Annotated in this window: 12 protein-coding genes; 6 read left to right on the forward strand and 6 right to left on the reverse strand. The window is 67.2% G+C overall.

Annotation, left to right across the window (positions count from 1 at the left end; all coding sequences use genetic code 11):
• The first annotated feature begins 44 nt into the window (after positions 1-44).
• Positions 45-848, forward strand: coding sequence for a glutamate racemase (murI, locus tag EBN1_RS12560; RefSeq protein ID WP_011238332.1), 804 nt, complete (start codon positions 45-47; stop codon positions 846-848).
• 112 nt (positions 849-960) lie between these two features.
• Entirely contained in the window at positions 961-1,692 is a 732-nt protein-coding gene (locus EBN1_RS12565) for an SDR family NAD(P)-dependent oxidoreductase (RefSeq protein ID WP_011238333.1), read from the forward strand.
• Between the two features lie 79 nt (positions 1,693-1,771).
• Here EBN1_RS12565 and EBN1_RS12570 read toward each other — a convergent pair whose 3' ends face one another.
• Together EBN1_RS12570 and EBN1_RS12575 are read right to left on the reverse strand one after the other, a co-directional pair.
• Positions 1,772-2,629, reverse strand: a complete 858-nt coding sequence (locus EBN1_RS12570; RefSeq protein ID WP_011238334.1) for a sulfurtransferase — start codon at positions 2,627-2,629, stop codon at positions 1,772-1,774.
• Complete coding sequence (locus EBN1_RS12575) at positions 2,626-2,988, reverse strand: SpoIIAA family protein (protein ID WP_011238335.1); 363 nt, start codon at positions 2,986-2,988, stop codon at positions 2,626-2,628. Before EBN1_RS12575 ends, EBN1_RS12570 begins: the two co-directional genes overlap by 4 nt.
• A 159-nt stretch (positions 2,989-3,147) precedes the next feature.
• Between EBN1_RS12575 and glpK the strand changes: the two genes are divergently transcribed.
• The 3 genes from glpK to EBN1_RS12590 are packed head-to-tail and all read left to right on the forward strand — an operon-like array spanning position 3,148 to position 7,093.
• Positions 3,148-4,638, forward strand: coding sequence for a glycerol kinase GlpK (glpK, locus tag EBN1_RS12580; protein WP_011238336.1), 1,491 nt, complete (start codon positions 3,148-3,150; stop codon positions 4,636-4,638).
• Complete coding sequence (locus tag EBN1_RS12585) at positions 4,635-6,263, forward strand: glycerol-3-phosphate dehydrogenase/oxidase (protein ID WP_011238337.1); 1,629 nt, start codon at positions 4,635-4,637, stop codon at positions 6,261-6,263. The genes glpK and EBN1_RS12585 overlap by 4 nt, the downstream gene beginning before the upstream one ends.
• The gene (locus EBN1_RS12590) at positions 6,254-7,093 is read left to right on the forward strand and encodes a DMT family transporter (protein ID WP_041646317.1); all 840 of its coding nucleotides are present in this window, start codon (positions 6,254-6,256) and stop codon (positions 7,091-7,093) included. Before EBN1_RS12585 ends, EBN1_RS12590 begins: the two co-directional genes overlap by 10 nt.
• Before the next feature lie 50 nt (positions 7,094-7,143).
• Here the strand turns inward: EBN1_RS12590 and EBN1_RS12595 are convergent, their stop codons facing one another.
• Positions 7,144-8,493 carry a sensor histidine kinase gene (locus tag EBN1_RS12595; RefSeq protein ID WP_011238339.1) on the reverse strand — a complete coding sequence of 450 codons (1,350 nt, stop codon included), beginning with the start codon at positions 8,491-8,493 and terminating at the stop codon, positions 7,144-7,146.
• The gene (locus EBN1_RS12600; RefSeq protein WP_011238340.1) at positions 8,490-9,251 is read right to left on the reverse strand and encodes a response regulator; all 762 of its coding nucleotides are present in this window, start codon (positions 9,249-9,251) and stop codon (positions 8,490-8,492) included. The genes EBN1_RS12595 and EBN1_RS12600 overlap by 4 nt, the downstream gene beginning before the upstream one ends.
• A gap of 223 nt (positions 9,252-9,474) precedes the next feature.
• Here EBN1_RS12600 and EBN1_RS12605 point away from each other — a divergent pair, with 223 nt between their 5' ends.
• Entirely contained in the window at positions 9,475-10,011 is a 537-nt protein-coding gene (locus EBN1_RS12605) for a Spy/CpxP family protein refolding chaperone (RefSeq protein ID WP_049780271.1), read from the forward strand.
• Between the two features lie 175 nt (positions 10,012-10,186).
• On the opposite strand, the gene aceA is transcribed toward EBN1_RS12605, so the two are convergent.
• Both aceA and rraA read right to left on the reverse strand, forming a co-directional pair.
• On the reverse strand, positions 10,187-11,488 hold the full coding sequence (aceA, locus tag EBN1_RS12610) for an isocitrate lyase (RefSeq protein WP_011238342.1): 1,302 nt from the start codon (positions 11,486-11,488) through the stop codon (positions 10,187-10,189).
• Positions 11,489-11,861: 373 nt separating this feature from the next.
• Positions 11,862-12,341 (reverse strand): ribonuclease E activity regulator RraA, encoded by a 480-nt coding sequence (gene rraA, locus EBN1_RS12615; RefSeq protein ID WP_011238345.1) that lies wholly within the window; start codon positions 12,339-12,341, stop codon positions 11,862-11,864.
• Between the last annotated feature and the right edge of the window lie 70 nt (positions 12,342-12,411).

The following is a 12,411-nucleotide window of genomic DNA, read 5'->3' on the forward strand; positions in this document are numbered from 1 at the left end:
ATTGCGGCTAGAATCGCGCGCTTCCAACCGTTCCGGGCTTCTTCGTGAATTCTTCGCGACCAATAGGCGTTTTCGATTCCGGCATCGGCGGGCTCACGGTCGTGCGCGCGCTGATGGAACGGCTGCCGCTCGAGCATATCGTCTACTTCGGCGACACCGCGCGCGTTCCGTACGGCGTCAAGTCGGTCGCGACGATCCGGCACTTTACCGAACAGATCACCGACTTCCTGCTGCAACAGGACGTCAAGATGCTGATCGTGGCATGCAACACGATGGCTGCGGTCGCGGCCGAAACCGTGCGCCAGCGTGCGGGCAGCATCCCTGTGCTGGATGTCATCGAAGCCGGGGCGCAGGCCGCGGTCGCCCAGTCGCGCAGTCGCGGCATCGGCGTCATCGGCACGCCGACGACGGTCAATAGCAACGCCTACGCGCGTCGCATCCACGCGCTCGACTCCGGTGCGCGCGTTTATTCGCAGGCCTGCCCGCTGTTCGTGCCGCTCGTCGAAGAGGGCTGGCTCGATCACCCCGTGACGCGGCTGACCGCGCAGGAATACCTCAAGCCGGTGCTCGCCGAGGAGGTCGACAGCCTCGTGCTCGGCTGCACGCATTACCCGTTGCTGAAACCACTGCTGCGTGACGTCGTCGGCCCGGGCGTGCGGCTCGTGGACTCCGCGTTGACGACCGCGGAACTCGCCGCGGCGAAACTGCACGCGCTCGGCCTTGCGAACACGCATCCGGGCGAAGCGACGTACCGGTTCGTCGTCACCGACGTGCCGCTGCGCTTCCAGACGATCGGCGAACGTTTCCTCGGACGTTCGCTCGGCGAAGTCGAGAAGCTCGACTGGTAGCAACTGCTGGCACCGCTTTGCGGCCGCTGTGCTGCGCAGTCTTTTTTCGTGAACTAAGCTTCAGGCAGACGCGGTGCGCCCGCACGAGCGCCGTGATGCGTAGGAGGCGGACATGGAGCAGCAGCGGAAGCTTGCGGTGATCGTGGGGGCCGGGCCGGGGCTGGGCTGCGCGCTCGGGCGGCGTTTCAGCAAGGCGGAGATGAACGTCGCGATGGCGGCCCGCGACGTCGCGCGGCTGGAGTCGCTGACGATGGAGTGCGCGGCGATCGGGCATGGCGCGAAAGCGTATTCGTGCGATGCCGGCAACGAGAAATCCGTCGAGGAGTTCTTCAGCCAGGTGCGCGCGGAGTTCGGCGAGCCGGATGTCGTGATCTACAACGCCGGCGCCTTCGTGCCCCGCGGGCTTCTCGAAACTACCGCGGAAGAGTTCGAGCGCTGCTGGCGCGTCGGCTGCATGGGCGGTTTTCTCGTCGGCCGCGCCGCGGCCAGATCGATGCTGGAACGGATCGGGCGCGGCGGGCGAGGCGGCACGATCGTCTTCACCGGCGCGACAGCGAGCCTGCGAGGCAGCGCAGGTTTCCACAACCTTGCGGTCGGGAAGTTCGGCCTGCGGGCGCTCGCCCAGAGCATGGCGCGCGAGCTGCAGCCTAAAGGCATCCACGTCGCGCATGTGATCCTCGACGGGCGCATTCGCCCATCATCCAGCATCGAGCACAGCGCAGAGGCAAGCGACGACATGCTCGACCCGTCGGCGATCGCTGAAGCCTATTTCCAGCTGCATTGCCAGCTGCGCAGCGCGTGGACGCAGGAGATGGACCTGCGCCCGTGGGTCGAGAAATTCTGAAGCCTGTTGCCGTTGCGGGAGCTACGGGAGTGTGCGCGGCGGGCTGGAGCCGATTACGCTTGTCCCGGTGCCGCGCGTCCTATTCCTCCGGGCCGGTCGCGATCGGTCGGCGTGGGTCGGCGCACCACTCGCTCCACGACCCGGCGTAGAGCCGCGACCCGGACAGGCCGGCCGACTCCATCGCCAGCAGATTGTGGCAGGCGGTGACGCCCGATCCGCACTGGTGGACGACGCGGCGCGCGTCGCGCCCCTTCAGCAGTGTGCCGAACTCCTCGCGCAGCACCGAAGCTTGCTTGAAACAGCCACCCCCGACGAGGTTGTCGCGGAAAAACCGGTTTTTCGCTCCCGGAATGTGGCCGCCGACCGGATCCAGCGTTTCGTTCTCGCCGCGAAAGCGGTCCGGGCTGCGGGCGTCGATGAGCATGATGTCGCCGGTGTAGAGGTGGTCGAGCACGAACGCGATATCGACGACGGTGGGTTGCAGCGAAAGCGAGTAGGTCGTGGGGTGGACGGACGGAGTTTCGGTCGTCAGTGCCTGCGCTGCCGCGCACCACGCGACGAGGCCGCCGTCGAGCACCGCGACGCGGCGGTGGCCGAGCCAGCGCATCATCCACCACAGCCGGGCGGCGAACATGCCCCCGGCGTCGTCGTAGGCGATCACCTGGGTGTCGTTGCCGATGCCGAGGCGCCCGAGCCGGGCGGCGAAGTCGGCCGGCTCGGGGAGGGGGTGGCGTCCGTTGGTACCGGTCATGCGGCCCGACAGGTCCTCGTCGAGATGCAGGAAATGCGCGCCCCGCAGGTGGCCGCGCTCGTACGCCGCCCGTCCGAAGCCGGGGTCGGCGAGATCGTGCCGGCAATCGACGATGCACCAGTCGGGATCGTCGAGGTGCTCCGCGAGCTCGCGAGCGGCGATCAGCGTGCTGTACGAAGCGTTCACTGCGCGGGCTCCGCGGCCGCCTCCAGCCAGCTGCGCGCTTCGGTTTCGTCGGCAAAGACAAGCACTTCGGCCTCGACGAAGAGCTGCGAGATCCATGCGCTCCACGTCAGCCACTGGTCTTCGGTCAGCACTGCGATGCGGCGGAAATCACGGGCGTGGCGACGCGAGAACTTGATTTCTTCCCACGCGACATCCAGCGTGAAGCCGGCCATCTCCCGCAGGTCGAAGAGCAGGTTGACCGGGCCTTCGAACTGCACCTTGTAATTGACGATCTCTTCGAACTCCTTGTAGTCGGCGAGGGTGAATTCGCCGAAGACGGCGACGGAGACGAGGTTGGGTTGGTGGTCTGTCGTGATCATGGCTGCCTCCGCAGGGCCATTGAATTATGCGGACTACTATAGTCCCGGCCGATGGGCGCTTCAATCACGATGTCCGCCGCCGGCAGACGGTCGCCCGGGATGGTCACACGGACGGGCGCGCGGTAGTCTTGCGTCATTGCGAACTCAGCCGGAGGCGTCATGAGTTATCTGCTGGCCCTGGATCAGGGGACGACGAGTTCGCGGGCGCTCGTGCTGGACCGCGACGGGCAGGTGAAGGGAGCTGCCCAGCAGACGTTCGCGCAGCACTACCCGCAGCCCGGCTGGGTCGAGCACGATCCGGCGGAGATTCTCGCGACCCAGTTCGATTGCGCGCGCACCGCCCTTGAGCGGGCCGGCGTCGCCGCTTCCGCGCTGGCTGCAGTCGGCATCACGAATCAGCGCGAAACCACGCTGTTGTGGGAACGTTCGACCGGCCGGGCGCTTGCGCCAGCGATCGTCTGGCAGGATCGGCGCACCGCGGCGGCATGCGACCGGCTGCGCGAGGCTGGTCACGCCGACACGATCCGTGCGAGCACCGGCCTCGAGGTCGACGCCTATTTCTCGGCGACGAAGCTCGCCTGGCTGCTCGACCATGTCCCCGGCGCGCGTGCCCGGGCGCGGGCGGGCGAACTGGCGTTCGGCACCGTCGACAGCTGGCTGGTCTGGCATCTCAGCGGCGGGGCGCTGCACGTGACCGACGCCGGTAATGCGTCGCGAACGATGCTGTTCAACATTCACCGCTGCGAGTGGGACGAAACGCTGCTCGCGCTGCTCGACATTCCGCCCGCGCTGTTGCCGCGCGTCGTCGACAGCAGCGGAGTGTGCGGCACCACCTGCGCCGAGGTGCTCGGCGCGGCGGTACCGATCGCCGGCATCGGCGGAGACCAGCAGGCAGCGACGTTCGGCCAGGCATGCTTTGCTCCCGGAATGGCGAAAAACACTTACGGCACCGGTTGCTTCCTGCTGATGAACACCGGCGCGGCGCCGGTGACCTCGACGAACCGCCTGCTGACGACGATCGGGTGGCGCTCGCGGGGCGAGACCTGCTACGCGCTCGAAGGCAGCATTTTCATCGGTGGCGCGCTGGTGCAGTGGCTGCGCGACGGGCTGGGGCTGATCAGGCGTGCCGAGGACGTCGAGGCGCTCGCTGCGAGCGTCCCGGACAGCGAGGGCGTCGTGCTGGTGCCGGCGTTTACCGGGCTCGGCGCACCGTACTGGGACGCGTACGCGCGCGGCACGTTGTTCGGGCTGACCCGCGGCACGGGTGCTGCGCACATCGCCCGTGCGGCCCTCGAGGCGATCGCGCTGCAGACGGTGGATCTCGTCGCCGCGATGGACCGTGACGGCGCCGGGCCGCTGGCCGAACTGCGAGTCGATGGCGGGGCGGCGGCAAACGACCTGCTGATGCAGATCCAGGCGGATCTGCTCGGGGTTCCGGTGGTCCGTCCGAAGATGCTCGAGACCACTGCGCTCGGAGCGGCGTATCTCGCGGGGCTCGGAGTGGGGATGTGGTCCGGCATCGAGGAGCTTGCGTCGCACTGGCGCGCCGAACGCCGCTTCGAGCCGGTGATGGCTGAGGATCGGCGCGAGGCGGCAATCGCGCGCTGGCGGCGGGCGGTCGAACGGGCCCGGGGCTGGGTCGCGGCATGAGTGCGGGCGGCGAGGAGGGGAGCGTCCAGGAAACCAGTCTTCATGCGCACGCCCGATCCGCTGCGGCGGAGCGCCGACTTGCCCGCACGGTGCTGCTCGATCGCCTGCGCAAGTCGCAGCGCTGGGACGTGGTCGTCATTGGCGGGGGTGCGACCGGGCTCGGATGCGCGGTCGATGCCGCCGCACGCGGCTATTCGACGCTGCTCGTCGAAGCATGCGACTTCGCGAAAGGAACCAGTTCGCGGGCGACGAAGCTGATTCACGGCGGCGTGCGTTATCTCGCACGGGGCGAGCTGGGGCTGGTGCGCGAAGCGCTCGCCGAGCGTTCGCGGCTGCTCGCGAACGCGCCTCACCTCGTTCATCCGCTGCGTTTCGTCGTGCCGGCCTATCACTGGCACGACCGGGCGCGATTCGGGCTGGGGCTCGGGTTTTACGATCTGCTTGCCGGCATCCACGGCATCGAGCGCAGCCGCATGCTCGACGCGGCCGCGACGGCCGCAGCGCTGCCGGGCTTGAATCCCTCCGGGCTGAGGGGCGGGATCGCCTACTGGGACGCCCAGTTCGACGACGCGCGGCTGGCAATCGCGCTGATGCGCACGGTCTTCGACCTGGGCGGCCTGGCACTCAACTACCTGCCGGTCGACGGTCTGATCCTCGAAGCCGGCCGCGTGCAAGGGGTCATCGCGCGTGATGCGGAAAGCGGCGAGGTTTTCCGCATCGCTGCCCGCGTCGTCATCAACGCGACCGGTGTATGGGCCGACGCGGTGCGGCGTCTGGAACGTCCCGCGGCCAGCGCGCTGGTGCGTCCGAGCCAGGGCGTGCACGTCGTCGTCGACCGGAGTTTCCTCCCGGGCGATACCGCGCTGCTGGTGCCGGAGACGCCGGATGGACGCGTGCTGTTCGTCATTCCGTGGCAAGGCAAGGTCCTGATTGGGACGACCGATACGCCTCGCTCCGACGTTCCGCTGGAGCCCGAAGCGCTGCCCGGTGAAGTGGATTTCATCCTCGCGACCGCGGCCCGCTATCTCGCGCCGGCCCCGACACGGGCCGATGTGCGCAGCATCTTCGTCGGCCTGCGGCCGCTGGTCGGTGAGGACGACAGGACGGCGACGCACCGGCTGTCGCGCGAACATTGCATCGAAGTGTCGCCCGGCGGGTTGGTGACGATCACCGGCGGAAAATGGACGACGTACCGGCGAATGGCAGAGGAAACCGTCGACCAGGCCTGCGCCCTCGGCATGCTGCCGCGACGCCCGGCAGCGACCGCCGCGCTGCGCCTGCACGGCGCGACCACCGGTTTTTCCGGCGACTGCTATGGCTGCGACCGCGCCGTCGTCGACCTGCTGCCGGGTGCCGCCCGGCGCATACAGGACGGCCTGACGCTGACCGAGGCCGAAGTACGCCATGCCGCACGGTTCGAGCTTGCACGTGGCGTCGAGGACGTGCTGGCGCGCCGGCACCGCGCGCTGGTTCTCGATGCCGCACGGGCTGCCGCGGCAGCACCGGCGGTCGCGGCGCTGCTCGCCCAGGAACTCGGACACGATGCGCAGTGGTGCGTGGACGAAGTCGCGCGCTTTCGCGCGCTGGCGATCCGCTATGGTGCGCCGGCCGGAGAATGCTCGTGACGAAAATCGGTGCGATATCGCTGACGGCGGTCGCGATGCTCGCGTTCGCTGCGAACTCGGTGCTGTGCCGGCTCGCGCTGCAACAGGACGCGATCGACGCGGCGAGCTTCACCGTGATCCGCCTGCTGTCGGGTGCGCTGGCATTGGCGCTGCTGCTCGGCGCGCGCGGCGTCCCGCCCGCGCGGGCGGGGAACTGGCCCTCCGCGTTCGCGCTGTTCGCATATGCCGCGGCATTTTCGTTCGCGTACGTGTCGTTGCCGACCGGTGTCGGCGCGCTGCTGCTGTTCGCGGCGGTGCAGGCGACGATGATCCTCACCGGGCTCGTGCGTGGCGAGCGGCTCACGCGGTTGCAACTGGCGGGGTTGCTGCTCGCGTTCGGCGGGTTCATCCATCTGCTGTCGCCGGGCCTGTCCGCTCCGCCGCTCGGCGGCGCGCTGCTGATGATCGGTGCCGGTGTCGCGTGGGGCGTCTATTCGCTGCGCGGGCGCGGCACCGGAAACCCGCTCGCGGCGACCGCCGGAAACTTCCTGCGCACCGTGCCGATGGCGATCGGGCTCGCAATGCTCGGTGTCGCCGGCGTGAACATCCAGTCGTCCGGCGTGCTGTACGCGGTGCTGTCCGGTGCGTTGGCGTCCGGTGGCGGCTATGTCGTTTGGTACGCCGCGCTGCGCGGCCTCAGCGCAACGGGCGCGGCGACTGTGCAGCTCAGCGTGCCGGTGATCGCCGCGCTCGGCGGTGTGCTGTTGCTCGGCGAACTCGTGACATTGCGGCTCGTACTGGCGTCGGTGGCGATTCTCGGAGGCGTTGCGATCGTGCTGCGCGGGCGTTAAGGGCGGCGGGGCCGTCGGGCGGCGAGGCCCGTGGATCGGTTCCGGTTCATTCAGCGTGCCGCACTGCTGGGCGTGCCCGGGTGCGGCAGCGTGACGAGCGCTTCGAGCCCGCCGTCGCGCCGGTTCGCCAGCGAAACGTCACCCCCTTGTGCGCGCAACAGATTGCGCGCAATGGCCAGGCCGAGGCCGGTGCCGCCGGTGTCCCGGCTGCGCGACGCTTCGGCACGATAGAAAGGCTCGAACACTTTTTCGAGTTCTGCTTCCGGCAAGCCCCGGCCGTGGTCGCGCACGCGGATCTCGAAATGTTCCGGCGTTTCGGCGACCGTGACGTCGACGCGGCCACCGAACTTCACGCCGTTTTCGATCAGGTTCCACAGCGCGCGGCGCAACGCGTCCAGGCGCGCATGGCATGGCGTCCCGGCCCGCCCTGCAAGCGTCACCTGCCAGCCCATGTCGCCCGCGTCTTCGCACAGCGCAGCGACCAGCGCGTTGAGGTCGATCGCCTTGGCGGCAGCGCTCACATCCAGGCTGCGCGCGTAGTCGAGGCCTTCCTTCGCGAGCGCCTGCATGGCGTCGAGATCGGACTGGATTTTCGCCCGTACTGCTTCGTCCTCGACGAGCTCGGCGCGCAACCGCAGCCGCGTGATCGGCGTCTGCAGGTCATGCGAGATTGCAGCCAGGATCCGTGTGCGCTCGCCGACATGCTGCTGCAGGCGTTGCTGCATCCGATTGAATGCGTGCGCCGCACGGGCGACTTCGACCGGCCCGCCGGTGTCGATGGGCGGGTGGTTCGGATCTGCACCGAGCGCATCGGCTGCGGCAGCGAGCCGCGACAGCGGCCGCGTCGCGATGCGCACCGCGAGCCACGACAGCAGCGTGACGCCGGCGATCAGCGCCAGCAGCGCGGCAACGAGGCTGCCGGGCGGCAGTGGCGGTGGAGTGCCGAACAGGACCCCCGGCAAGCGGACCGTCAGCGGCGCGCCGTCGGCGAGGCGTACGCTGGCGAGCGGTTGCGGACGGCGCGGGTGGCCGTCGTCATGTGCCCGGGACCGCTCGAAAACTGCCACCGCGCGCTCGGGCAGGGCCTGATTCAGCGCTTTTCGCAGTGGAGAACCAGCTGACAGCGGCTGCGCGTCGGGCGGCGGCACGTCGAGCGTGAGCCGCAGGCGGCGCCGGCCAAGCGTCCTGATCCAGTCCTCGCGCTGCTCGGGCGGGAGGCTGTCGAGCACGTCGACGATCGCGGCGATCTCCCTCGCGACGCCTTCGAACAGCACGTCGCGTCCATGCCGATCGCGTTCGCTGACGAACAGCGCAAGGCTCACCGCCAGCACCAGCGCGATGCCGACCAGCCAGATCAGCATCAGGCGGGCGAACAGCGTGCGTGGCCAGGGAGGTCTCATGAGTCGGCGGGCGGCTCGGCGACGGTGACGGTGCTCGCGAGCACGTAACCTTCGTTGCGCACCGTCTTGATGATCGCGGGCTCGCGTGCGTTGTCGCGCAGGCGCTGGCGCAGCCGGCTGACAAGCAGGTCGATCGAGCGGTCGAACGCATCAGCTTCGCGGCCCTGCGTCAATTCCATCAGCTGATCCCGGCTGAGCACGCGCTGCGGGTGGGTGAGGAACACCATCAGCATGCGATGCTCGGCGCCCGACAGCGGGACGATGGTGCCGTCCTGGTCGATCAGGTGCCGGCCCGCGGTATCGAGCCGCCACCCCGCAAAGTGCAGCTGGCCCGCATGATCGGCGGGCGAGCCTTCGAGGTTCGGCGGTAGCGCGCGAGCCCGCCGCAGGATCGCGCGGATGCGGGCGTAGAGCTCGCGCGGCACGAACGGCTTGGGCAGGTAATCGTCGGCGCCCATCTCCAGGCCGACGATGCGATCCATGTCTTCGCCGCGCGCGGTGAGCATCAGCACCGGCAGGTTTGCATGGGCACCCGCACCGGCACGCAGGTTGCGGCACAGCGTCAGGCCGTCCTCGCCCGGCATCATGATGTCGAGCACGATCAGGTCGACGCGATGACGCTCGAGGGCCGCTTTCATCTCGCGTCCGTCGGCCGCAGTGGTGCAGCGCAGCCCCTGTTTCTCGAGATAGTCGGCGAGCAGGCTGCGGATCTCTTTGTCATCGTCGACGATGAGGATGTGGTCGTGGGAGGCAGTCATGTCCTGGCTTGGCGGCGGTCGAAACGGGACGGGCGGATGAGGCCCCGATGTGAATCATAAGGGGAGAGCGGGAGTGTCTTGTATCCCAGAGTATCCCCGGCCCGCGCCGAGACATGCGCATGCAAACGGGAGTGCTGCGGACAAATGCGGCTTACATCCCGGTGTTCAAATGGTTTCGCCGCCCGCAGCCGAAGGGCGTTCCAGATCAACACGGAGAACCATCATGAAAAAAACCTGGATCAAGACCGCAGTTGCCGTCGCTGTCGCAGCGACCGTGGGTTTCGCCGCCCCCGTCGCCATTGCCGGAGGCGGCGGGGGCTGGCATGGAATGCACGGAGGCATGCACGGCATGAAGCATCGCATGGATTCCGCAGCGATGAGTGCACGCGCGGACCAGCGTCTGGCCAGACTGCAGGAAGCCCTCGCGCTTCGGCCGGAGCAGCGCCCGGCGTGGGAGACATTCAGCGCCGCGATGCGCAGCAGGGGGCAGAAGGCCGCCGAGCAGATGCAGTCGATGCGAGCCGGGGAGCGGCCGATGACCGCGCTCGAACGGATGGAGCGCATGGAGACGTTCGCCGAAAGCCGGCTCGCATCGATGCGCGAAATGCACGCGGCCGCCGCGAAGCTTTATGAGGTGCTCGATGCCGCGCAGAAGAAGACCTTCGACGAGCAGTTTCGCGTCGGTGGCTCTCGCCGGGGCGATTGGCAACAACGGCCGGGGCGCATGGAGCGTTCCCCGGCGCCGACTCCCGCACCGTGAGTTCGTGCTGACGGCCTCGGCCGCCAGGGAGCGAAAGCGAAAATTGCGCGGGGCCGTGCTTTCACAGCCAGCCCTGCGCGAAACGGATGCCGTTCCCCAAACAAAAAGCCGCGTCTTGTGAACGCGGCTTGCTGCGACGGGCAGGCCTGATGGCGGCCTGCCCGAATCGGAACGATCAGTGGAACTGTTCTTCTTCGGTCGAGCCGGTCAGCGCGGTAACGCTCGAGGTGCCGCCCTGGATCACCGTCGTCACTTCGTCGAAGTAACCCGTGCCGACTTCCTGCTGGTGCGACACGAAGGTGTAGCCACGGTCGCGTGCGGCGAACTCGGGTTCCTGGACTTTCTCGACGTAAGCCGACATGCCGCGCTTCGCGTAGTCCTGGGCGAGGTCGAACATGTTGTACCACATCGAATGGATGCCGGCCAACGTGATGAACTGGTACTTGTAGCCCATCGCGCCGAGTTCGCGCTGGAACTTGGCGATGGTTGCATCGTCGAGGTTCTTCTTCCAGTTGAACGACGGCGAGCAGTTATAGGCCAGCATCTTGCCCGGGTGCTTGGCATGCACGGCTTCGGCGAACTTGCGCGCGAACTCGAGGTTCGGCGTGCCGGTTTCGCACCACACGAGGTCAGCATATTCAGCGTAGGCGATTGCGCGGGAGATGGCCTGGTCGAGCCCCTTGGAGGTCTTGTAGAAGCCTTCAGCCGTGCGCTCGCCAGTCAGGAAAGGCTTGTCGTTCGCGTCGTAGTCGCTCGTCAGCAGGTCGGCGGCTTCCGCGTCGGTACGGGCGATGACCAGCGTCGGCACGCCCATGACGTCGGCGGCGAGGCGCGCGGCAAGCAGCTTCTGCACGGCTTCGGCGGTCGGCACCAGCACCTTGCCGCCCATGTGGCCGCACTTCTTCACCGAGGCGAGCTGGTCTTCCCAGTGCACGCCCGCGGCGCCGGCACGGATCATCGCCTTCATCAGTTCGAAAGCGTTCAGCACGCCGCCGAAACCGGCTTCGGCGTCGGCAACGATCGGCGCGAAGTAGTCGACGTAGCCCTTGTCGCCCTTGTTGATGTTCTTCGACCACTGGATCTGGTCCGCACGCTGGAACGCGTTGTTGATGCGCTCGACCACCGTCGGCACCGAATTGACGGGATACAGCGACTGGTCCGGGTACATCGCGGCGTACGAGTTGTTGTCAGCTGCAACCTGCCAGCCCGACAGGTAGATCGCCTTGATGCCGGCCTTGACCTGCTGCATCGCCTGACCGCCGGTCAGCGCGCCGAGGCAATTGACGTACGGTTCGTTGTTCACAAGGTTCCACAGCTTTTCCGCACCGACGCGCGCCAGGGTGCTTTCGGGCTGGATGGAACCGCGCAGGCGGACGACATCGGCGGCAGTGTAGTTGCGCTTGATGCCTTTCCAGCGGGGGTTTTCAGCCCAGTCTTTCTCGATGGCGGCGATTTGCTGTTCGCGGGTCAGGGTCATGGCAGGTTCCTTGTTGGCTGACGATTTATGAGCGTGGAAACGTTCCTCGCGCGCGTCTGACGATGTGCCCGCGGATCATTTCCGTTCGATTGCCGTCGTGCTGCAGAGGCGGCGTCGAGTGAGGAGGAGTATAGGAAGGTTTTCGCTCTGCAGCAACAGGTCTTATATAAGATATAAGAAATTATTTAGGCTTTGTTTTTCAGGAGCTTAAACTCTGCATTTTGTATCGTGGAACGGCAGACGGCGTTGTGAAATGAATTGCTGCTGCATTGCCGCAGAAAATGCTGTTGCCCGAGCCGTTGTGGAAAGCCTCCAGTGGGGCATGCAGTGAATGAAGCCGGCGCAGCTCGACGCCAGCTTGCGGGGGAATGAATCAGAGCAGCGACGATTCCGAAACGACGACGCCATCCTCGTCGGCGTAAATGAAATGCCCGGGAGTGAAAGTTACGCCGCCGAACGTCACCGCGATGTCCACATCTCCAGCGCCTTTCTTGATGCTCTTCAGCGGATGGGAGCCGAGCGCGAACACTCCCAGTTCCATCGTGCCGATCGCCTTCGAGTCACGGATGCAGCCATACACGATGACCCCGGCCCATTGATTCTTCACGCCGAGCAGCGCGAGCTGGTCGCCGACGAGCGCGCACCGCATCGAGCCGCCGCCGTCGACGACGAGCACTTTGCCTTGCCCCGGCCCTTCGAGCGCAGTGCGCACCAGCGAGTTGTCCTCGAATACTTTGAGCGTCGTGATCCGGCCGCAAAAGGCACCGCGCCCGCCGTAGCTCCGGAACATCGGGCTGACGATTTTGACGCGGCTTTCGTTGGCATCACACAGATCGGCGGTCTGGAATTCCATGCTTCTTCCTTCGTTTTGAGGGGGGGAAAGTGTACTGTGGCGATGCCATTCACGAGCGACACCGGATGCT

It is taken from the genome of Aromatoleum aromaticum EbN1 (assembly GCF_000025965.1).
GTDB lineage: Bacteria > Pseudomonadota > Gammaproteobacteria > Burkholderiales > Rhodocyclaceae > Aromatoleum > Aromatoleum aromaticum.